18 protein-coding genes and 1 tRNA gene are annotated in these 20,810 nt (G+C 63.7%); 8 read left to right on the top strand and 11 right to left on the bottom strand.

The annotated features are described in order from the left end of the window. Positions 1-13 precede the first annotated feature (13 nt). Entirely contained in the window at positions 14-1,048 is a 1,035-nt protein-coding gene (glpX, locus tag ACVZUB_RS21010) for a class II fructose-bisphosphatase (protein ID WP_003945202.1), read from the bottom strand. Between the two features lie 180 nt (positions 1,049-1,228). On the opposite strand from glpX, the gene ACVZUB_RS21005 reads away from it, so the two are divergent. Then, positions 1,229-1,798: a DUF4245 domain-containing protein gene (locus ACVZUB_RS21005; RefSeq protein WP_003945206.1), complete on the top strand. Its 570-nt coding sequence runs from the start codon at positions 1,229-1,231 to the stop codon at positions 1,796-1,798. Between the two features lie 21 nt (positions 1,799-1,819). On the opposite strand, the gene ACVZUB_RS21000 is transcribed toward ACVZUB_RS21005, so the two are convergent. From ACVZUB_RS21000 to ACVZUB_RS20990, 3 genes are read right to left on the bottom strand one after another with little or no spacing between them, the layout of a single operon-like run. Then, complete coding sequence (locus ACVZUB_RS21000) at positions 1,820-2,038, bottom strand: exodeoxyribonuclease VII small subunit (RefSeq protein WP_003945276.1); 219 nt, start codon at positions 2,036-2,038, stop codon at positions 1,820-1,822. Further along, a complete protein-coding gene (gene xseA / locus ACVZUB_RS20995; RefSeq protein ID WP_042920858.1) occupies positions 2,035-3,300 on the bottom strand; it encodes an exodeoxyribonuclease VII large subunit in 1,266 nt (421 codons plus the stop codon). Before xseA ends, ACVZUB_RS21000 begins: the two co-directional genes overlap by 4 nt. Continuing rightward, positions 3,297-3,896 carry a lipid droplet-associated protein gene (locus ACVZUB_RS20990; RefSeq protein ID WP_134932325.1) on the bottom strand — a complete coding sequence of 200 codons (600 nt, stop codon included), beginning with the start codon at positions 3,894-3,896 and terminating at the stop codon, positions 3,297-3,299. The genes xseA and ACVZUB_RS20990 overlap by 4 nt, the downstream gene beginning before the upstream one ends. Before the next feature lie 153 nt (positions 3,897-4,049). Here ACVZUB_RS20990 and ACVZUB_RS20985 point away from each other — a divergent pair, with 153 nt between their 5' ends. Continuing rightward, on the top strand, positions 4,050-5,063 hold the full coding sequence (locus ACVZUB_RS20985) for a 4-hydroxy-3-methylbut-2-enyl diphosphate reductase (protein WP_003945273.1): 1,014 nt from the start codon (positions 4,050-4,052) through the stop codon (positions 5,061-5,063). A 69-nt stretch (positions 5,064-5,132) separates the two neighbouring features. Here the strand turns inward: ACVZUB_RS20985 and ACVZUB_RS20980 are convergent, their stop codons facing one another. After that, on the bottom strand, positions 5,133-6,089 hold the full coding sequence (locus ACVZUB_RS20980) for a DUF6542 domain-containing protein (RefSeq protein ID WP_042448843.1): 957 nt from the start codon (positions 6,087-6,089) through the stop codon (positions 5,133-5,135). 217 nt (positions 6,090-6,306) lie between these two features. On the opposite strand from ACVZUB_RS20980, the gene ACVZUB_RS20975 reads away from it, so the two are divergent. Beyond that, entirely contained in the window at positions 6,307-7,482 is a 1,176-nt protein-coding gene (locus tag ACVZUB_RS20975) for an exonuclease SbcCD subunit D (protein ID WP_064689303.1), read from the top strand. Next, positions 7,479-10,457, top strand: a complete 2,979-nt coding sequence (locus ACVZUB_RS20970; RefSeq protein ID WP_482627726.1) for an AAA family ATPase — start codon at positions 7,479-7,481, stop codon at positions 10,455-10,457. Before ACVZUB_RS20975 ends, ACVZUB_RS20970 begins: the two co-directional genes overlap by 4 nt. Here ACVZUB_RS20970 and ACVZUB_RS20965 read toward each other — a convergent pair whose 3' ends face one another. Beyond that, on the bottom strand, positions 10,458-11,651 hold the full coding sequence (locus ACVZUB_RS20965) for an AI-2E family transporter (protein WP_003945249.1): 1,194 nt from the start codon (positions 11,649-11,651) through the stop codon (positions 10,458-10,460). It lies immediately after the preceding gene. A gap of 152 nt (positions 11,652-11,803) precedes the next feature. Between ACVZUB_RS20965 and ACVZUB_RS20960 the strand changes: the two genes are divergently transcribed. Beyond that, a complete protein-coding gene (locus ACVZUB_RS20960; protein ID WP_003945253.1) occupies positions 11,804-12,208 on the top strand; it encodes a hypothetical protein in 405 nt (134 codons plus the stop codon). Between the two features lie 6 nt (positions 12,209-12,214). On the opposite strand, the gene ACVZUB_RS20955 is transcribed toward ACVZUB_RS20960, so the two are convergent. The 3 genes from ACVZUB_RS20955 to ACVZUB_RS20945 form a co-directional block, all read right to left on the bottom strand. Beyond that, a complete protein-coding gene (locus tag ACVZUB_RS20955) occupies positions 12,215-12,424 on the bottom strand; it encodes a YbdD/YjiX family protein (protein WP_003945213.1) in 210 nt (69 codons plus the stop codon). A gap of 2 nt (positions 12,425-12,426) precedes the next feature. After that, on the bottom strand, positions 12,427-14,709 hold the full coding sequence (locus tag ACVZUB_RS20950) for a carbon starvation CstA family protein (RefSeq protein ID WP_007726338.1): 2,283 nt from the start codon (positions 14,707-14,709) through the stop codon (positions 12,427-12,429). A gap of 112 nt (positions 14,710-14,821) precedes the next feature. Next, positions 14,822-16,399, bottom strand: a complete 1,578-nt coding sequence (locus tag ACVZUB_RS20945) for an FMN-binding glutamate synthase family protein (RefSeq protein WP_482628545.1) — start codon at positions 16,397-16,399, stop codon at positions 14,822-14,824. An 89-nt stretch (positions 16,400-16,488) separates the two neighbouring features. On the opposite strand from ACVZUB_RS20945, the gene ACVZUB_RS20940 reads away from it, so the two are divergent. Next, on the top strand, positions 16,489-16,992 hold the full coding sequence (locus ACVZUB_RS20940) for a CD225/dispanin family protein (RefSeq protein ID WP_030536246.1): 504 nt from the start codon (positions 16,489-16,491) through the stop codon (positions 16,990-16,992). 70 nt (positions 16,993-17,062) lie between these two features. After that, positions 17,063-18,142: a redox-regulated ATPase YchF gene (gene ychF / locus ACVZUB_RS20935; protein WP_030536245.1), complete on the top strand. Its 1,080-nt coding sequence runs from the start codon at positions 17,063-17,065 to the stop codon at positions 18,140-18,142. An 18-nt stretch (positions 18,143-18,160) separates the two neighbouring features. Here the strand turns inward: ychF and ACVZUB_RS20930 are convergent, their stop codons facing one another. Further along, entirely contained in the window at positions 18,161-19,123 is a 963-nt protein-coding gene (locus ACVZUB_RS20930) for a pseudouridine synthase (RefSeq protein ID WP_125051657.1), read from the bottom strand. 188 nt (positions 19,124-19,311) lie between these two features. Between ACVZUB_RS20930 and ACVZUB_RS20925 the strand changes: the two genes are divergently transcribed. Continuing rightward, positions 19,312-19,387 (top strand) — tRNA-His (locus ACVZUB_RS20925). A gap of 296 nt (positions 19,388-19,683) precedes the next feature. Here the strand turns inward: ACVZUB_RS20925 and ACVZUB_RS20920 are convergent. Beyond that, positions 19,684-20,781, bottom strand: a complete 1,098-nt coding sequence (locus ACVZUB_RS20920; RefSeq protein ID WP_482627725.1) for a glycerophosphodiester phosphodiesterase family protein — start codon at positions 20,779-20,781, stop codon at positions 19,684-19,686. Between the last annotated feature and the right edge of the window lie 29 nt (positions 20,782-20,810).

The following is a 20,810-nucleotide window of genomic DNA, read 5'->3' as shown; positions in this document are numbered from 1 at the left end:
GGGGCGGAGCCCATCAGAACGTCGGGGGAACCGCGCCCTCTTCGCCGTCGAAGTCGACGGAGCTGTACTCGCGCAGCTTCTCGAGACGGTGGTACGCGTCGATCATGCGAACGGTGCCGGACTTGCTACGCATCACGATGGACTGCGTGCTGGCGCCGCCGCCGTAGTAGCGGACGCCGCGCAGGAGGTCACCGTCGGTGACGCCGGTGGCGCAGAAGAAGACGTTCTCGCCCGAGACGAGATCTTCGGTGGACAGGATCCGATCGAGATCGTGACCGGCGTCGATGGCCTTCTGACGCTCTTCGTCGTCGGTGGGGGCCAGCTTGCCCTGCAACGATCCACCCATGCAGCGCATGGCTGCTGCGGCGATGATGCCCTCTGGCGTTCCGCCGATGCCCACGAGCATGTCGGTGCCGGACTCCGGACGCGCTGCGGCGATCGCGCCGGCAACGTCACCGTCGGAGATCAGACGGATACGAGCGCCGGTGTCGCGAACGTCCTGGATCAGCTGGTTGTGACGCGGGCGGTCCAGGATGCAGATCGTGATGTCGGAGACCGACGCCTTCTTGACCTTGGCCACGCGCTTGATGTTCTCGGCGATCGGTGCGCTGATGTCGATGACATCTGCGGCATCCGGCCCGACAGCGATCTTCTCCATGTAGAACACGGCCGACGGATCGAACATCGCGCCGCGCTCGGCAACAGCCAGAACAGAGATCGCGTTGGGCATGCCCTTGGACATCAAGGTGGTGCCGTCGACCGGGTCGACGGCGAAGTCACAGTCGGGGCCGTCGCCGTTTCCGACCTCTTCGCCGTTGAACAGCATCGGCGCTTCGTCCTTCTCGCCTTCACCGATGACGACGATGCCGCGCATCGAGACTGAGGAGACGAGCTGACGCATGGCGTCGACGGCTGCTCCGTCGCCGCCTTCCTTGTCGCCGCGGCCTACCCAGCGGCCGGCAGCCATAGCACCGGCTTCGGTGACTCGGACCAATTCGAGTGCGAGGTTACGGTCCGGGGTCTCACGATGAGTGCTGCTGGCCGTCATGTGCGGTGCCTCCTGGCGCGGTCGCGGTCGACGGGGTGTGTCGACGCAGTGGTTTCTTCAGGCGTCATTGTCCCAGATGGGAGCGGCTACGTGCGCTGTCGGGTCGCCGCAGAGACGTTTTGTCTCGCTCGAGGGGGACCGGGAATCGTATCTACTGCGCAGTACCTGGATACTGGGGGTGTGGCATCGAAGAAACCCCGCATTCTCGAAGACAACAAAGACATGGTCTGGTCTCTCGTACCGTTGGTGCTGTTCTGCATCATCATTGCGGGCATCGCCAGCCAGTGCACGTTCAGTCCTGGCGGCCCGACACAGGGGCCTATCCCGAGCGTCGACGTGGACGCAGCTCTGAACTACGACGCGAAGGAACTCGGATTTCCCATCCGTAATCCCGGTGTTCCGGACGGGTGGACTCCGAACTCCGGCAGTCGCAAGATCATCTCCGGCGACGGCGGCGGAGATTCGAGCACTGTGGGATTCATCACGACCAGTGGTCGCTACATCCAGCTGACACAGAGCAACGCCGAGGAATTCCCGTTGGTGTCACATGTTGCCGGTGGACAGCGATTCGCGACCGGAGTCGAGACCGTCGGTGCCGATACGTGGAACGTCTTCGGCGGCGAAGGTGTCGAGTCGATCTGGGTCACGGACGTCGGGGATGTTCGCCTGTTGCTCACGGGCGCGGCGACGCCGGAAGAGTTCCGGATTCTTGCCGAGAAGGTCGGCGCAGCGCAGCCGATCACGCCATAGGATTTGCGGTCGGAGCGGACGCTACTCGTCCGCTTCGGCCAGAGCCTTTTCGACGCGGGCCCTCGCGCCGGCCAAGTGCTCTTCACAGCGCTTGGCCAACGCTTCGCCTCGCTCCCACAGTGAGAGTGACGCGTCGAGGTCCAGACCGCCCTGTTCGAGAATCTTCACGACGCTCACCAGTTCGTCCCGGGCTGCTTCGTAGCCGAGTTCGTTGATGTCGGTGTCGGTGGCGTTGCTCATTTTTCTCTTCCCATCACTGCGGCGCGAACGGCGCCGTCTGCAAGTCGAACTCGAATCTGGGTACCGGGTGGCGCGTCCTCGACCGAGCGCAGAACCTCCGGATCGCCTTCGGCGACAACACGTTGCACGACTGCGTATCCGCGGGCCAGCGTCGCGGCGGGGCCCAGCGTGGTGAGCCGGGCGCGCAGATGCTCGATCGTTCGGGACTCGGAGTCGATCAACCGAGTCACATCGCGTCGTCCGGCGGCTTGGAGCCTTTCGACTTCCTCGGCGCGACGGTCCACCGCGAGCAGCGGCGATGCCATGACCGGTCGAGTGCGCAACTGTTCGATCAGATGAGACTCACGCTTGACCCAGCTGCGCAGTGCCGCAGCGCTGCGGTCACGCAGATCCGCAACCAGGGCAGCTTCCGCAACCGCGTCGGGTACGACGCGCTTGGCCGCGTCCGTGGGTGTGGCTGCGCGCAGGTCGGCGACGTGGTCACTGAGCGGGCTGTCCGGCTCGTGTCCGATGGCACTGACGATCGGCGTCGTGCAGGCCACGATGGCGCGGCACAGCGCTTCGTCGGAGAACGGCAGGAGATCCTCGACGCTACCGCCGCCGCGAGCGAGGATGATGACGTCGACTACCGGGTTGGCGTCGAGTTCCTTCAGCGCTTCGATGATCTGGGGAACAGCAGTCGGGCCCTGAACCGCGGTGTTACGCACTGCGATGGCAACTGCTGGCCAACGACGATGGGCGACTGAGACGACATCCTTCTCGGCCGCACTGGCTCGGCCCGTGATCAGGCCGATCGTGCCGGGCAGAAACGGAAGCGGCCGTTTGAGCCGCGGATCGAACAAGCCCTCGGCGGCGAGCAAGGCGCGCAGTCTCTCGATGCGGGCAAGCAGCTCACCGATACCCACGGCGCGAATCTCGGTGACACGCAACGACACCGTTCCGCGTCCGGTGTAGAACGAGAGCTTGCCGAACATCACGACACGCGAGCCCTCGGTCAACGGCACCGGGGAGTTGTGCAACAACTGCGGTGAGCACGTGATCGACAGCGACATGTCTGCCGACGGATCACGCAGGACGAGAAAGGCCGTTCGGGTGCCGGGGCGTGCATTGATCTGGGTGATCTGGCCTTCGACCCAGATGCTGCCGAGCCGATCGATCCAGCCGGCGACCTTGGCGGAAACCGTGCGGACCGGCCACGGCTGCTCAGCGCTGCTGGCGCCGGACGATCGCTGCGATGAAGCGGGGGGCGTTGCGGAAGTCACTTTGCCTTGGCTGTGGTGATGCGGTTGGTGAGCATGGTCTGGAACGGTGCCCGGGCGAGCGTCGCATTCTCGTAGTCCAGGACTGCGGTCAGCTCGTCGATGCTGAGCGTCCGGATGCGCGCACGGAGCTGTGCGAGTGTGAGGTTGGGGTAGTCGAGTTCGGTGACGATCTCGGGCTCTTCGGCAGGTCCGTCCGTCGTAGCTGCCGTGGATTCGGACTCGGCGACGGGTGCGGGTTCCTCGATGGGGGCAGTCGGCTCGAGCGAGTAGAGCGCGAAGCGACCGGCGTTGGTCGGGGTGTCAGCGGTGGTCGATCCGGTGGAAGACGTCGGGTCAGCAGGCGCGTCGACGTCTTCGTCGAAGACCGCCCACTCGGGCTGTTCGTCCTCGGAAGACCAGTTGATCAGTGCAAATGCCTGATCGCCCTTGATGGCCAACGAGGTGATCGACTGCTGCACGCGCATGCTTGTCTGCAGCATCTGGCTCACGGCGGTCATCGGCAGGGCGACGGCGGTGGTGGGCAACTTCTTTGCCTCTTCCATCGCGGTGACGGCGAGTCCCGCGGCAACGCGCGCCACGAACGGTGGTCGGATCATTCCCACAGCTTGCCGCAAAGCTCCGACAATCGGTAGCCGACTTGCCTGTGACGGCCGTACTCGTTTACTTCGGAACCTTCGATCGGAGCCCGAAACCGAGGTATTCACGTTTGCCTGAGTGTCTCACGTTCGAGGTGCCAGTAGGCTGGTCACATGTCTTCGGCTGTTCCTCTCAATCTCGGTATCGCGCACTCGGCTGATTCGCCGTCCACCCGCAAGGGCAGCGCCAAGCGCGTGCTCCTCGCCGAGCCTCGCGGCTACTGCGCCGGCGTCGACCGCGCGGTCGAGACCGTCGAGAAGGCCCTCGAGAAGCACGGCGCACCCATCTACGTGCGTAAGGAGATCGTCCACAATCGCCACGTCGTCGAGACGCTCGAAGATCAAGGCGTGATCTTCGTCGACGAAACCGACGAGGTTCCCGAGGGATCGTTGCTCGTGTTCTCGGCGCACGGTGTGTCGCCGGCCGTCCACGACTCGGCTGCCGAGCGGAACCTGCGCACGATCGACGCAACGTGCCCCCTGGTCACGAAGGTGCACCAGGAAGCAAAGCGATTCGCCCGCGACGATTACGACATTCTGCTCATCGGCCACGAAGGCCACGAGGAGGTCGAGGGCACCGCAGGTGAGGCTCCCGATCACGTCACCATCGTCGACGGCCCGGATTCGGTCGACGCGGTCACGGTTCGTGACGAGTCGAAGGTCATCTGGCTTTCCCAGACCACACTGAGCGTCGACGAGACGATGCAGACCGTCGCGCGCCTGCGTGAGCGCTTCCCCAATCTGCAGGACCCGCCGTCCGACGACATCTGCTACGCCACGCAGAACCGTCAGGTCGCGGTCAAGGCGATGGCTCCCGAGTGCGATCTCGTGATCGTGGTGGGTTCGCGGAACTCGTCCAACTCGGTTCGCCTGGTCGAGGTCGCGCTCGGGGCGGGCGCTGCCGCGTCGTACCTGGTCGACTACGCCCGTGAGGTCGATCTCGCGTGGCTCGAGGGTGTCCAGACAGTCGGCATCACGTCAGGCGCATCGGTACCCGAGGTGCTCGTGCGCGGCGTGATCGAACTTCTTGCCGAGCACGGATACAACGACGTTCAACCCGTCACCACTGCCAACGAGACTCTGGTGTTCGCCCTTCCCCGTGAATTGCGAGCAGCGCGCACGTCCTGAAACAAGAAAATGCGGGGCACCTTCCATCTGGAAGGTGCCCCGCATTTTTGTGCTACCGGGCGCGTCTGTTCAGGGCTCTTCGCGATCGCGGTACCGAACTCGCGGCGGCGGATACGCGGGAAGATCGACTCCGGGTGGGCGGCGGCGAGGGGGCAGCGGCGGCGATACGTCGTCACCCGAAGCGAAGAAGGGCTCCATCCGCTCCTCACGTCTGGGCGACGGAGTGGGCTCGGGCGCCCGGCGGCGACCGTACGACGGGTAGTCGTCGTCTGCCACGGGCCGACTGTCGGGCTGGGGGCGACGCGTAGGCGGTTGGTGCGTGCGATCGACCCTGGGTGGCTGAGGGCTTCTCCGAGGCGGCAGCGGACGCTCGTCCTGGATCGGCTCGCGCCTGGGGGTGCTTCGGTAGGCGGGCTGCTCGTCCACCTCGGGGGCGCGGCGACGCGGGGGCCCGGGGACGGGCGCGTCCGAGACTCTGCGTCGACGCCCGGTCTCGGGTGCGGGTTGTTCTCGCGTGGCAGCTGCAGAGGAGTCACGAGTGGTGGCCGCCGAGCGGCGGGAGCGGGTCGAGCGCGCGGGTCCGGTGGGGCGCTGATTGAGCAGGAAGTATCGGAAGCCACCGATGATCAGCACGACCACGGTTGCGGCCAACATGATCGGAAAGCGGTTGACCAACGGATACGCGATGTTGATCGCGATATCGCGCAGCGCGGTGCTGTTGTCCTTGCCGATGAGCGTGTGCCCGATCGGCACCGCAGCGAAGAGCAGCAACGGCGGTTGGGCCATCGCGGTGAAGAGGGCCTTGTTCGAAGCGGCAACCACAGCGAAGAGACAGCCCAGGAAGTAGAACGTCGAGAACACCGCGGTGAGCTCTCCGCCGCCTCCGGTGGCATCGATCAGTACGCCGACGGCGGTCACACCGGCAGCAAGCAGGATCACTCCCCACCAGGGCAGGCCGGGGACGGTCACGATGAGCGATCGCTTGTCCAGCGGTACCCCGGAGCGAGCACGTTGGGTTGCAGACACATAACGACATTAGCGGTTCTTGCGTTGTCGGCCGTGTTTGTGCGGGTCGTGGCTGGCGCATTTATCGACGCGATGGCGCGATGGTTTCGGGTTCTTCGTCAAACGAACCGGACGGATTGTGTGCAGGGTCACCGGACGCTCGTGGGTTGGGGCACACCGACGAAGCCGTCAGCGTGGGAGATCGGCGGTGTCGGTGGGCTGCTCTACCGTCGGATTCATGAAGATTCTGCACACCTCCGATTGGCATATAGGTCGCACCTTTCACGGCGTCGATCTGTTGGCCGATCAGGCGAGTGTGCTCGGTTCCATCGCAGATTCCGTCCGCGAACACGGCGTCGACGTCGTGGTCGTGCCCGGTGACATCTACGACCGCTCGATTCCCAGTTCCGACGCGGTCACCGTGTGCAATCGAGGCTTCGAGGCAATCCGGGCGGCGGGGGCGGTCATCGTCGCGACGTCCGGCAATCACGATTCCGCGGTGCGGCTCGGAGCCGGGGCATCCTTTGCCGCTGCCGGCGGCTTGCACTTGATCACTCGCGTCGGCCAGATCGGTACTCCGGTGATGCTGAGCGATCAGTTCGGTCCTGTCGCCTTTTACGGGATTCCGTACCTCGAGCCGGAGATCACGCGCGTCGAGTTGGGCGTGCCCCGGGCTCGTACTCATTCCGACATCCTCGGAGCGGCCATGTCGCGTGTTCGGCGAGATCTCGCCGAACGAACGGCTGCCGACCCCGCGACTCGATCGGTATTGCTCGCCCATGCCTTCGTCGTGGGCGGTGAGGCCTCTGAATCGGAACGCTCCATCTCGGTCGGCGGAGTGGAGACCGTCGCAGTGGGCGAATTCGACGGCGTCGACTATGTCGCCCTCGGACACCTGCATTCTCCGCAGATGCTCTCGGAGAGTGTGCGGTACTCAGGTTCACCGTTGCCGTATTCGTTCGGTGAGCGCAGCCACCGCAAGGCTGCGCTTTTGATCGAACTCGACGCAGCCGGTCTGTCGTCGGTGCAGCGCCTCGATCTTCCGGTGATTCGAGGGCTGAGCCAGGTGACGGGAACTCTCGAGGAACTTCTCACCGAGTCGAAGTACGCCGATTCCGAGCAGTGCTACGTCTCCGCTTTGCTCACCGACCCGGTTCGTCCCGTCGATGCCATGAGGCAGCTCCAGGCACGTTTCCCCTTTGCCGTTCACCTCGAATGGCAAAGGCCGGAAGGACAATCGGATCTCAAGTATCGCGACGCGGTACGGGGTCGAACCGACATGGAGATCGCCCGTGGCTTTGTCTCGGCCGTGCGTAGTGACCCGTCCGAGCGGGAGGTCACGTTGATGGCCGAAGCGCTCAGCGCTGCCGCGCGCGCCGAGGAGTCCACGGTAGAACTGAGTGAAACCGCGTGAGGCTGCACAAACTCGAAGTCAGCTCTTTCGGGCCCTTCGCCGACACGGTCGAGGTCGACTTCGACCGTTTGGGTGCAGACGGGCTGTTCCTTCTGCACGGTGACACCGGGGCAGGCAAGACCACGATCCTCGACGCGGTTGCGTTCGCCCTGTACGGGCGGGTGCCGGGTGCGCGCAACGAGGGCAAGCGATTGTTGTCCGATCACGCGCCCGCCGGTTCGGTGCCGCGCGTGGAACTCGAAGCGACCATCAGTGGTCGCAGAATCAAACTTGTTCGTAGTCCAGAGTATTCGCGTCCGAAGAAGCGCGGGACCGGTTCGATCACAGAGAATGCAAAGGCCACACTGACGTGGTTGGACGGCCGCGGCGAGAATCTTTCGCGCATCCCTGACATCGGTGACGAGATCAACCGCCTCATGGGCATGAGCGCTGATCAGTTCTTCCAGGTGGTGCTCTTGCCGCAGGGTGAGTTCGCCAAATTCCTGCGTGCCGAGAGTGACGAGCGAGGCAAACTGCTCGAGCGTCTGTTCGACACCAAGCGTTTTGTCTCCGTCGAGGCATGGTTCGACGCCAAGCGAAAGGCAAGTGCGACCGCGCTCGCGGCAAGGGAGCAATCCGTGCGGCTGCTGCTCGCGAAGGTCGAGACAGCTGCGGGACTCGAGGTAGGCGCCGAGGCACACCCACTGGAATGGTCGCGCAAACTCCTCGCCGAGGCTCAGGACACCCGCGATACAAGTCTTGCGGAGCTGGTGACCGCGAAAGATGCAGCAGCCGAGGCTAATCGGGTGCTCACCGTTGCGCAGCGAACCGCAGATCTGGTCGCTCGCCGTAATCGTGCGACCGCTGAACTCGCAGCATTCAATACGGGCACCGCCCAAAGAGCTGTGATCGGCGCTGAACTCGAGACCGCCAAGCGCGCACTGCCGGTGGCCGCTGTCGCCGGCGATGTGGACGCTGCCGGCTTGCACCTCGCTGCCGCACTCGAATCGATGACCGCAGCGATGTCGACCTACTCCGCAACGGGCGGTCCGGAGATTTTCGTGCCGGAGGTGTGGCCACCCACCGACGACGAGCGTCAACGCGTCGTAGCTCGGATCCGGACCTGGCGTGACGAGATCGTTCGCCTGGACGCAATGGCGGAGGATGCTCGCAGAGCCGATGCGGCAGAAGCCGAGATCGAGAAACTCGGAGTTCGGCGAGACGCTCTGTCCGAGCGCATCGATGCCATCGCGGTTGAACGCACTCAACTGCCAGAAATGGTGCGCTCGGCCGGCCAACGACTGGAGGATGCGCAACGCGCGCACGCGGCTCTGCCCGGCCTCGAAGCTGCACTGGCCAAAGCATCGGATGCTGCGGCAGCGGCTCATGAATTCGTCTCTCTGCGTGCGCAAGCCGAGAAGATTCGTGTGCAGGTGTTGGATGCGCGCGACGCCCATCAGAGTGCTCGCGGGCGCTGGCTCGACCTCGTGCAGAAGCGTATCGAGGGCATGGCTGCGGAGTTGGCGAGTTCACTCGCGCCCGGTGACCCATGCCAGGTGTGTGGTTCGCGTGAACACCCTGCGCCGGCGCAGTCTGATGTCGTGACGGTCACCGAGCCCGATCTGGAAGTCGCGTCCGCAGCCGAGCGTGCGGCCGAGAAAGCCCTGAGCAAGGTAGTCGACCGCCAGGTAACCGTCGACCGTGACATCGACCGGGTGATCGCCCGCGGCGGGGACGGCGACGTCGCAGAACTCGACAGGCTCCGCGCCGCGGCTCGGAACGCCGTTGACGAGGCGACCCACTCTGCCGGTCAGGTTGGAGGGTTGGCCGACAAGCTCGGGCATCTCAACGAGCGTGACGGCGAGCTGCAACAGGAATCCGCTTCTCTGACGGCCGAATTGGCGGCACTGACCGAGCGTACGACGACTCTGTCGGCCACGGTCGAGCAGATTCGAGCGGCGATCGTCGCTGCGGTGGGAGAAGATTCGACCATCGCTGCTCGGCGCTCGTGGTTCGAAAGGATTGCCTCCGCTGCCTCGGCGGCGTCTGAGATGCGTGACGACGCCGTTCGTGCGCAGGCGCGATCGGCGGAACTGTCGACCAAACTGGCCGCTGCGGCGGCCGCTGCTGGATTCGATTCGGTCGAGGCTGCGATCGAAGGGGTGAGATCGCCGGCCCGAATCACGGCGATCGAAACGGAACTCGCCAAAGCACGCGACCTCGAGGTGGCCGCTCGGACGGTCCTCGACGACCCCGAGGTCGTTGCGGTGAGCGAAGTCGAGACAGTCGACGTCGACGGTCCTCGCGAGCGTGCTCTTCGGTGCGCCGAGGTGGTGAACTCGGCTGTTGCAGCTGCTTCCCTGGCCGAGAACCGTGTGTCGGATCTCGAACGGTTCAGCGGACAACTCGAGAAGGCATACGAAGCGGTTGCACCTGAGCGTGAACTGCACGACGAACTCGCGGCGCTTGCCGACGTGATCGCCGGCAAAGGTCAGAACAGTCGCAAGATGTCGCTGCGAGCGTATGTGCTCGCGTCGCGGTTGGAAGAGATCGCCGTGTCGGCGTCGGTTCGGCTGCAGCGGATGTCCGGGGGCAGATACGAGTTCGTGCACAGTGACGAGGCAGGTTCTCGGGGTCGCCGCGGCGGTCTGGGACTCGACATCCGGGACGACTTCACGGGTGTGGTTCGCTCGGCGAAGACGCTCTCGGGCGGTGAATCATTCTTGGCGTCATTGTCTTTGGCCCTCGGACTTGCCGATGTGGTTGCGGCGGAGTCCGGCGGAATCGTTCTCGACACGATGTTCATCGACGAAGGATTCGGCACTCTCGACGCCGACACCCTCGACTCGGTGATGGCTGTGTTGGACGAGCTTCGCGACGGTGGACGAGTGGTGGGCATCGTCAGTCACGTGGACGAGATGAGGCAGCGAATCCCGAGTCGCCTGCACGTCATTCGCGGACGTGCAGGCTCCTCGGTGAAGGTGATCGCGGGCTGATCAGGCCTTTTTGTTCTCTACCTCTGACTCGGCGTCGTCGTCTTGATCCTCGAGGATGTCCGACGCATCGCCGGCGGGCATCGGCTCGTTGTCGCTTGCGCGTTCGTCGATCTGCTCGCCGATGTACCGGATGACAACTGCTGCCACAGCGGCGACGGGCACTGCGAGGAAGGCGCCGACGATGCCGTACAGCGAGCTACCGGCGGCCACGGCAAGCAGCACGATGACGGCGTGGAGTTTCATCGACTTGCTCTGCAGCACAGGCTGAAGGACGTTTCCTTCGATCTGCTGAACGGCCAGGATGATGATCAACACGATGATGGCGGTGGTGAGACCGTTGGCCACCAGCGCAACCAACACAGCCAGGGCGCCGGCGACAAAGGCACCGACGATCGGGATGAAGCCACCGATGAACGTGAGAATTGCCAGCACCGGTGCCAGCGGGACCCCGAGTATCAGCAGTCCGGCGCCGATGAAGACCGCGTCGATCAGACTCACCAGTGCTTGTGTCCTGATGAATCCGCCGAGCGTGTCCCACATGCGGGTGAGGACCTCTTCGAGATGCCGACCGGCACGGCCGCCGCCGACAGCGTGGAGCCAGGGGATGAACCTCGGTCCGTCCTTGATGAAGAAGAAAGCGAGAATCAGGACCAAACCGAGCGTGACCAACAACGAGCTCGCTGTGCTCACGCCGCTGAAAACGCCTGAAGCGATGGCGGTTCCACTTTCCTGCACCTTGGTGATGACGGCATGGACGGCGTTGTCGATCTGGTCGTCCTTCAGGTTCAGCGGCGGACCCTGGAGCCAGTCCTGAACCTGGTTGATGCCCTCGGTGGTCTTGTTCGCGAGCTCGGGGGCCTGGCTGACCACTGACGGAACGATGCCGGCGATCACACCGGCCAGGATTCCGATCGAGAGCACCAGGGTGATGCCGGCTGCCGCGGCCGGTGGCATCCCGCGCTTGATCATGCCGCGGGTCGGCGGCCACATGACTGTCGCAACAACGATAGCCAGAGCCACCGGCAGGATGATGACCCAGAGCTTTTCGATCAGCCAGCCGAAAATCCAGGCGCCCAGCGAAATCGACGCCAACACCAACGACCATTTTGCGAGCCACATACCCCCTTGCCCGATGATCTCGCCGCGGTCGCGCTTGCGCACCCCTGCGGACGTCCCCTTGTCTTGCTCGCTCACTGATCGTCCTTTCCGTCGGCGCAGGGATCTCCTCGCCGATGTGCGAATCCGGTGATCTAGCTGAGCTGATCGTAACGACTGCATGCGATAACTCGTGTGTTGCGCTGCAATACTGTGTTTTGAAGCATGCTGATCGGACTAACATTTCCGTCATGAGAATCGCAGCAGCAGTCGGGGCAGCAGCAATCGTCGTTCTCGGGCTCACCGCGTGTAGCACCGAGGATCAGGACAACGCGCAGAACAAGATCAGCGAGGCAGTCACGAGCGGGCAACAGGCGCTCGAGACGGCGAAACAGTCAGCGGGCAACGCCATCGATCAGGGCAAGACGGCGCTGTTCGTCGCCACGTTCCGTGGGGCTTACGCACCGTTGGCGGAGAACCGCGACGACGCAGACATCGAGGAGATCTTGACGACCACGTGTACCGAGGTCGCCAACGGCACGGACGAGGCGGAGGTCAAGACCAAGATCACCGACCTGGCCGAGAACAACGGCAACAAGCCCACCGACGAGCAGGCCGGCCACATTTACGAACTCGCGAAGGCCACCTGCCCCTGACCGGATTCAGCAGCAGCGGGCGCCTGGGTTGGCGTCGGCTGCTGCGTGTCGGCGGCGCCAGAACTCTCGTTCGCTGATCACCGGTGAGTCGGCGTGGTGGCGTCGGGTGTGCTCGACGTAGCGCTGATAGTCGAGATCACCCATCACCGAGCGAACCCACCACAGCGTTCCGCGGAACGCTGTGGTGAGTTTTGCCGTCATGGTCGCCGTCGTCATGGTCAGTGCCCACCTCCGTGTGCGGCGCCGGGCGCCCGGACTTTCCCGGCTTTGATCAGCTCGTCCCATTCTTTCTGGATTTCCTTCTCCGCGGGCGTCGGAATGAAGCTGGCGGGTCCGAAGATTTTCGACGGTTCTTCCGGGGACTCGGTGGTCGGCAGCCCGCCCGCTCGGATTGCCTTGGCACATACGATGATCCCGGCGATGACCACGACGATCACCAGTGACGCGAAGATGATCGACAACGTGCCCTGGATGAAGGTGTTGCGAATGACGGCATCGATGGCCTCCGGAGTCTTCGCGGAACCGTGCGCCGTCTCGCCGGCAGCCTTCGCGTCCTTGAACACGTTGTGCTGAGCCCAGTACCCGATCGCGGGGTTGTCGGAGAAGATCTTCTGGTACGACGCGGTCATGGTTACGACCAGGTCCCACACCAGCGGCACGCCGGGAATCCAGGCCCATTTGAACAGGCCCTTCTTCATGACGATCGTCATGACCACCGTCAGTGCGATCGCGGCGAGTAGCTGGTTGGCGATGCCGAAGAGCGGGAAGAGTGTGTTGATTCCGCCCAGCGGATCGGTGACACCCATGAGCAGAATCGCACCCCAGGCAGCGACGACGATCAGCGAGCACAGCCACGCGCCGATGCGCCACGACGGGTCCTTGAACTTCTTTGCCGGACCGCCGAAGTTGCCGAGCGAGTCGGAGAGCATGAATCGAGCGACGCGGGTGCCGGCATCGATCGTGGTGAGGATGAAGAGCGCCTCGAACATGATCGCGAAGTGGTACCAGAACGATTTCAGCGAGTCGCCGCCGAAGACGTCGCTGAGCACTTCGGACATTCCGAACGCGAGCGTCGGGGCGCCGCCGGTTCGCGAGATGATCGATTCTTCGCCGACGGCCTCGGCTGCCTGAGTCAGCACGTCCGGTGTGATGGGGGCAGTGCCGAGGGGCAGATTGTTGACGTATTCGGCTGCGGTTTCCGGTGTTCCACCGGTCAGTGCCGCGGGAGCGTTGAGTGCGAAGTACAGGTGCTGATCGAGGATGCAGGCGGTGACCAGAGCCATGATCGCGACAAACGATTCGGTCAGCATGCCGCCGTACCCGATCATCTTGGTCTGGCTTTCCTTCTCGAGCAGCTTTGGCGTCGTACCGGACGCGATCAGTGCGTGGAAGCCCGAGAGTGCGCCACAGGCAATGGTGATGAACAGGAACGGGAACAGTGAACCGGCAAAGGCCGGGCCTTCGCCGTTGGAGGCGAACGGCGTCACTGCCGGCATGTTCAGCGCGGGTCGTGCGACCAGAATTCCGATGGCCAGCAGCGCGATGGTGCCGACCTTCATGAACGTCGACAGGTAGTCGCGCGGTGCCAGGAGCAGCCAGACCGGCAGCACCGATGCGGCGAATCCGTACGCGATCATCAGCCACGCGATGGTGACCTTCGAGAGTGTGAACCAGTCTGCGCCCCAACCGGTATCGGCAACCCATCCGCCGGAGACGATGGCAAGGAGAAGCAGGACGACGCCGATCAGGGAGACCTCGGAAACCTTGCCCGGCCGCAGATACCGCAGGTACACGCCCATGAACAGCGCGATGGGGATGGTCATCGCGATCGAGAACACTCCCCACGGGGACTCGGCGAGCGCATTGACGACCACAAGTCCGAGCACCGCGATGAGGATGATCATGATGACGAACACGCCGATCAGTGCGGCGACGCCGCCGACGAGGCCGAGTTCTTCGCGGGCCATCTGACCGAGGCTGCGCCCGCGGCGCTTCGACGAGATCCACAGGACCATGAAGTCCTGCACCGCCCCGGCGAACACGACGCCGACGATGATCCAGATCGTTCCCGGAAGATATCCCATCTGTGCGGCCAACACGGGTCCGACCAGGGGGCCGGCACCGGCGATTGCCGCGAAGTGGTGACCGAACAGCACCCGACGGTCGGTCGGCATGTAGTCGGCGCCGTTCTCCATGATCTCGGCGGGAGTGGCGACGTCGTCGCGGGGTTTGACGATCTTGCGTTCGATCAACCGCGCATAGAAGCGGTAGGCAATCAGATAAGTGCAAATTGCGGCCAACACGAACCAGACGGCACTGATGTGTTCACCGCGGACGATCGCAATCATGTACCAGGCGCCCGCGCCGACCAGTCCGAGAACAAGGAAGACGACGCGCGCAGTCGTGGAGATGGGTGTTTTGTCGATGACGCCGACAGGTGGCAGGTCAGGATCGGTTTTCAGGTACTCGACATTTGGTTCCGGCGCAGTCGTCAAGCTCATCGTCGAACTCCGTCCACTAGTGCACGTGTGGCCGCCGTCACAGCGGGCCATCTGTCACTGTAGGACCAGAAGGGTGAATCCGCGCGATCTGAAACGCGGGAGTCGACCGACGTCAGAATCGGTGAGCGTCGGCGTCGATCCAATCGGTGAGCCAGCTCTGCGGCGGGGAGTCGAGCAGTTCGCCCGGCATCAGCCAGTCGAACAGGTCGGCATAGGTGCGAGTGGTGAGACCGTCGACGCGGCGGTTGAGCATTCCCGGTTGCAGTTGGTCGAAGGAATCGATGCCCATCGACGCGATCATCTGTTGCGCGCTGGCGACGGTTGCCTTCTGGAATCGGTAGACGCGCTCGCTCTTGTCGGGGATGTCGAGTGCGCGGGTGCGTGCCGGATCCTGAGTGGCAACGCCGACCGGGCAGCGGTTGGTGTGACACATCTGGGCCTGAATACAGCCCACTGCGAACATCATTGCGCGGGCCGCCATCGTGAAGTCTGCGCCCTGGATGATGCGTTTGACGATGTCGGAACCGCTCGCCACCTTTCCGGAAGCGCCGACTTTCACGAGAGGGCGCAAACCAGTTCCCACCAGAGCGTTGTGCACCAGCATCAGGCCCTCGGTCAACGGCATGCCCATGTGGTCCTCGAACTCCACCGGACCTGCGCCGGTGCCGCCTTCGGAACCGTCCACGATGATGAAGTCGGGCGTGATGCCGCGTTCGATCATCGCCTTGCAGATTCCGAGGAATTCACGACGCGAGCCGACACACAGTTTCATCCCGACCGGCTTGCCTCCCGACAGTTTTCGCAGGGTCGCGATGAAATCGACCAGTTCGACCGGGGTGCTGAACGCGGTGTGCGCGGGTGGCGAAATCACGGTCTGGCCGACGGGTACCCCGCGGGTTTCGGCGATTTCGGGGGAGACCTTGACTCCGGGAAGCGCGCCACCCAACCCGGGTTTCGCACCTTGCGAGAGCTTGATCGAAATGGCCTTCACCTGGTCGGAGCCTGCGCGCTCGGCAAAACGGTCAGGATCGAATCGGCCGTCCTCGGTCCGGCATCCGAAGTATCCCGAGGCGATTTCCCAGATCAGATCGCCGCCGTGTTTGCGGTGATACGGACTGATCGCGCCTTCGCCCGTGTCGTGAGCGAAGCCGCCTTTGGCTGCGCCGGCGTTGAGGGCCTCGATTGCGTTGGCGGACAACGACCCGAAGCTCATCGCGGAGACGTTCAGGAGAGCGATGTCGTACGGCTTCGTGCAATCGCGTCCGCCGAGGCGAACTCGGGGAACGGTGTCGGGGGCGGTCCGTGCGCGAATCGAATGCGTCATGAACTCGTAGCCGATCGCATTGACGTCGCGCTCGGTCCCGAAGGGCTCTTCCGCCAGTGTTCCTTTTGCCCGCTCGTAAACCAGATCTCGCGTTTCGCGATCGAATGGCATTCCATCGGTGGATGATTCGACGAAGTACTGCTGGATCTCCGGTCGAATTTTCTCGAGGAGGAATCGCGCGTGCCCCAGGACCGGATAGTTACGGAGGATGCTGTGGGACTTCTGAGTGAGGTCGTAGGTGCCCATGGCCGCCAGCGCGAGTGTGACGACAGCGATCACCCACCATCCGGGCGAGGCGACAATTGCGAGCGCGGCGGTGCCGAGACCCACTATCCATATCAAGAGCACGATCAGCATCCGAGTCACCTCGAGAGCGTAGGCGCTCACTGTGACACGGCAGCGGTAAGTCTCCACTAGGTTCTGCGATAGAGAACCGAATCCGACTCTTTGGGGGAATGATGACCGAACCGCAATATCCGACCGACCCGCAGGATCCGAAGGAGCAGCAGTATCCGGCAGGCCAGCAGTATTCAGCCGGTCAGCAATATTCAGCAGGCCAGGAATATCCGACGGGCCAGCAGTACCCAACCGACCCGCAGTACTCAGCCGGACAGCAGTATCCGACCGGTCAGCAGTACAGCGCAGCCCAGCAGTACAGCGCTGCTCCCACGTACGCGGCGCCTCAGTACGGTCCGCCGAAGTCCAACGCGGGATGGGCCGTCGCGTCGATCATCTTCTTCTGGCCTATCGCGTTCGCCGCGTTCAACCATCTCCACGACATCTACCCGAAGTGGGCGATGGGCGATCACCAGGGCGCGCAGTACGCGTCCGAGCGGGTGAAGAAGCTCGGGCAGATTTCGCTCCTCATAGCCGTCATCTGCTGGGTGCTGTTCATCGCGTTCTACGTCATCTTCCTGGTTGCGATCGTGTCATCCGTCGATTCGTATACCTACAACTGATCACCTGCCGCGACGTGACGGTGGGGCGAGTACCCGTCACGTCGCCGCGAGGCCGTAGAATCCACAGACCGTGAGCCTTACCCTCGGAATCGTCGGACTGCCCAACGTCGGCAAGTCCACCCTTTTCAATGCACTGACCAACAACGACGTGTTGGCAGCGAACTACCCGTTCGCGACCATCGAACCCAACGTCGGTCTGGTCGAGCTGCCCGATCCGCGGCTGCAGAAGCTCGCCGAGATCTTCGGCTCCGAGCGCATCCTCCCTGCGACCGTGTCGTTCGTCGACATTGCCGGCATCGTCAAGGGCGCGTCCGAGGGCGCAGGCCTGGGTAATAAGTTCCTGGCCAACATCCGTGAAGCGGACGCCATCTGCCAGGTAGTTCGCGTCTTCGCCGACGACGACGTCATCCACGTCGACGGCAAGGTCGACCCGGCCTCGGACATCGAGGTCATCGAGACCGAGCTCGTGATCGCCGACATGCAGACCTTGGAGAAGGCTCTCCCGCGTCTGGACAAGGAAGCTCGCAAGAACAAGGAGCTCAAGCCAGCCCACGACGAGGCGCTCAAGGCTCAGGCCTTCCTCAACGAGGGCACGACGCTCTTCAGCGTCAAGGACAAGCTCGATTTCTCGTTGCTGCGTGAGCTGAGCCTGCTCACCACCAAGCCCTTCCTGTACGTCTTCAACGCCGACGAGTCGGTGCTCACCGACGAAGCGAAGGTCGCGGAACTGCGCGCTTCCGTCGCCCCGGCCGACGCCGTGTTCCTCGACGCGAAGGTCGAGCAGGAACTGCTCGAGCTGGACGAGGAAGACCGCCAGGAAATGCTCGACTCGATCGGTCAGACCGAGCCGGGCCTGCATGCCCTCGCGCGCACCGGCTTCCACACTCTCGGGCTGCAGACCTACCTGACGGCTGGTCCGAAGGAAGCTCGCGCCTGGACGATCCACAAGGGTGACACCGCGCCCCAGGCTGCCGGCGTCATTCACACCGACTTCGAGCGTGGCTTCATCAAGGCTGAAATCGTGTCCTTCGACGACCTCGTCGAGGCCGGTTCCATGGCCGCAGCCAAGGCTGCCGGCAAGGTCCGCATGGAGGGCAAGGAATACGTCATGGCCGACGGCGATGTGGTGGAGTTCCGCTTCAACGTCTAAATCCGCGGCTTCTGGTCGTCACCCCACGGGCATCTCGCTGAGCGTCCGACGGGTGACGAACCGCCGCGCTTTCCCCGACAACGGGTCGGTGAATTCGAGTTCCCTCGCGAGCAATTGGAGTGGGAGGGAATGATCGTCCGGCGCGTCGGGAAGCAGGTCGGGGTATCGCCGGTCGCCCAGGATCCCGGCGCCGAGAGCTGCCAAATGCACCCGCAACTGGTGCATCCGTCCGGACTGCGGACGTAGAACCGTGTGCAGCACAGCACGTCCGGAGGCACTCACGCCCATCCCTCGCGCCTCGATCATGGTCTCGGAGTTGGGTTCACGGCTGTCGTCGACGACGACTCGCAACTCGCCGCGTCGAGCTTCGATGTGGTTGCGGTAAACGAGAGGGACGTCGAGCGCTGGTGCATCCCGGCCCCGCCGGGTCGGTCGCGCCGACACCGCCTCGTAAACCTTCGTGACCTGACGCTTCTCGAACAGTGACTGGTACGCGCCGCGCGTCGCGGGGCGGGCCGAGAACATCACCACCCCTGCGGTGCCGCGGTCGAGTCGATGGATCGGGGTCAGATCTGGGTTGTCGAGACGAACCCGCAGGCGGATGAGCGCCGACTCACGCAGGTATCGCCCGCTCGGAGTGGTCGGGAGAAAATGTGGCTTGTCGATGACGACGAGATCGTCGTCGGTGTGCAGGATCTCCTCGTGGAACGGCACCGGGTCCTCCGCCGGCAACTCACGGTAGTACCAGACGAACCGGTGCGCGCTGAGTTCTGTGTTCAGGCAGATCGAGTGGCCGTCGGTATCTACGAACTCGCCGTCGTCGAACCGCCGATACAGGTTCTCGGCGTCCAGATGGTCGAACTTGGCTACGACGTACTCGGCGATCGTCGCCCACGGCCCAGAGAGCGGGATGCGTAGGCGCGTCGGGCCAACCCCGTTCTTGACGGGCAGCGGTGGGGACATGGACACGCAGGTCATCATCCCATCGACTACTGGTCAGCGGTGATTCGGTGTGGCCTCGACGGGGACGTCCCCGCGGGGACGCGGAAACCGAACTCACAGCGGTGGTCGGTGTAGATCGTCTACTCGAAAATCAGTAGCGCGGACGAGATGCGGGCCCGTATGGTTCGGCAGAGAAAGATCGCAGTCGAAAAGCACTGCGGGCCATACCTTCTGTAGCTCAATTGGTGAGAGCACCCGACTGTGACTCGGGCGACGGCGGATCGTAACCGCCCAGAGGGACCAGCTCAGATACGGTTGAGGTCGGGCCTCTAGGCGCAGAGGCCGGCGGCCCTTTGCCTGCACAGTTGTCGAACGAGCCTGAGCCGGTATTCCCTGAATCGCCGGACAGCATTCCAGTCGCCGGCCATTTCCGCGTCGGCAAGTAGGTATTCGCAGTTGTCCAGTTGATCCTTCAAAGACATCATCAGAATTCACCTCCGATCACCCGAGCAAGTACCTGTCCAGGATGCGGCCGACGGGACCCCGGGGACATCGGCCGTAGTACCTGTTCAGGTACCTGCTTCGGCGCGCGGTGGAGGCTACTTCTTGACCGCAGGTGCAGGTAGTGGCATGCCTCGCTCGGCCAGAACGGCTCGGAGACGATCGGGGTAGTCGGTGATGATCCCGTCGACACCGAGGTCGATCAGGGCGTGCATGGTGGCCGGATCATCGACGGTCCACGGGATGACCTTCATGCCACGCGCATGTGCGCTCGCGATCATGTCGGCTGTCGGATAGAGGGTGAAACCGGGATCCGCGACCTTTCCGCCCTGCGGAGTTCCTTGGACAGGGGAGTAGGCGGAGGCACCAAAGGTTGCCACCGCAGCGATGCCGTCGCCACCGAAATCATCGATGTCCAGACCGCCGAGCCACGGTGATGCTCCGTCCTTGCCTACCTGGAGAAAGTCGCCATTGGTGAGCGCGACGACAGGCACACTCGGCGCGAGCTGACGGGTGAGCATGAGTGAGCCCCAGTCGAAGCTCTGAATGGTGACGCTGTCCAACAATCCGGCTGCCCGGATCGTGTCGAGAACAACAGAGACGAACTGCTCACGCGGGGCGGTCTCGTGAGGTGCTCCCGCTTCCACCTTGGTCTCGATGTTGAGCTTGATTCCGGGTGCGTTGTACGACTTCACCAGAGCGAGCACTTCTTCGAGTGTCTGCATTTTCGCTCCCGGAACATTTTGCTGCTCAGGGTATCCGGCAAGGGGGAGCGTGCCGCAGTCCATGGTCTTGATCTGTTGCAGGCTGAGCTTGTTGACGAATTTGCCGACGTACGGGAACTCCGGGTCGCCGGTAGTGGCGGGCTCGGTGTCGAGGCATTTCTTGTTCGAGATCTTGCGATCGTGCGTGACGACAGCGATCCCGTCCTCGGTGATCTGGGTATCGAGTTCCAGTGTGCTGACGCCCATTTCGAGGGCATTCGCGAACGCGGCCAGGCTGCTTTCCGTGTACAGGCCGAGCCCGCCGCGGTGGGCTTGGACGTCGAACGTCGAAACCGGCTGGGGTGCTGAACTACCGAACGAACCGGACCAGTCGAGACTGCCGGTTGGCGATGCGCCGGCCGGGGCCGCCAGGGCGGTGAGGGGGAGTGCGACGGTCACGGCGGCACACGACAATATTCTGCTCAGTTGCATGAAAGGAACGTAGAGGCGTCGAATGGCTC

Source organism: Rhodococcus sp. OS5, assembly GCF_056837585.1.
The sequence above is the reverse complement of the archived record's forward strand: the minus strand, read 5'-3'. Positions and strand labels throughout refer to the sequence as shown.

Bases quoted from the DNA above. Each gene is read 5' to 3' on its own strand.
- glpX (WP_003945202.1), bottom strand. From the start codon at position 1,048: ATGACGGCCAGCAGCACTCATCGTGAGACCCCGGACCGTAACCTCGCA.
- ACVZUB_RS21000 (WP_003945276.1), bottom strand. From the start codon at position 2,038: ATGAGCAACGCCACCGACACCGACATCAACGAACTCGGCTACGAAGCA.
- ACVZUB_RS20990 (WP_134932325.1), bottom strand. From the start codon at position 3,896: ATGATCCGACCACCGTTCGTGGCGCGCGTTGCCGCGGGACTCGCCGTC.
- ACVZUB_RS20985 (WP_003945273.1), top strand. From the start codon at position 4,050: ATGTCTTCGGCTGTTCCTCTCAATCTCGGTATCGCGCACTCGGCTGAT.
- ACVZUB_RS20975 (WP_064689303.1), top strand. From the start codon at position 6,307: ATGAAGATTCTGCACACCTCCGATTGGCATATAGGTCGCACCTTTCAC.
- ACVZUB_RS20960 (WP_003945253.1), top strand. From the start codon at position 11,804: ATGAGAATCGCAGCAGCAGTCGGGGCAGCAGCAATCGTCGTTCTCGGG.
- ACVZUB_RS20955 (WP_003945213.1), bottom strand. From the start codon at position 12,424: ATGACGACGGCGACCATGACGGCAAAACTCACCACAGCGTTCCGCGGA.
- ACVZUB_RS20950 (WP_007726338.1), bottom strand. From the start codon at position 14,709: ATGAGCTTGACGACTGCGCCGGAACCAAATGTCGAGTACCTGAAAACC.
- ACVZUB_RS20940 (WP_030536246.1), top strand. From the start codon at position 16,489: ATGATGACCGAACCGCAATATCCGACCGACCCGCAGGATCCGAAGGAG.
- ACVZUB_RS20930 (WP_125051657.1), bottom strand. From the start codon at position 19,123: ATGATGACCTGCGTGTCCATGTCCCCACCGCTGCCCGTCAAGAACGGG.
- ACVZUB_RS20920 (WP_482627725.1), bottom strand. From the start codon at position 20,781: ATGCAACTGAGCAGAATATTGTCGTGTGCCGCCGTGACCGTCGCACTC.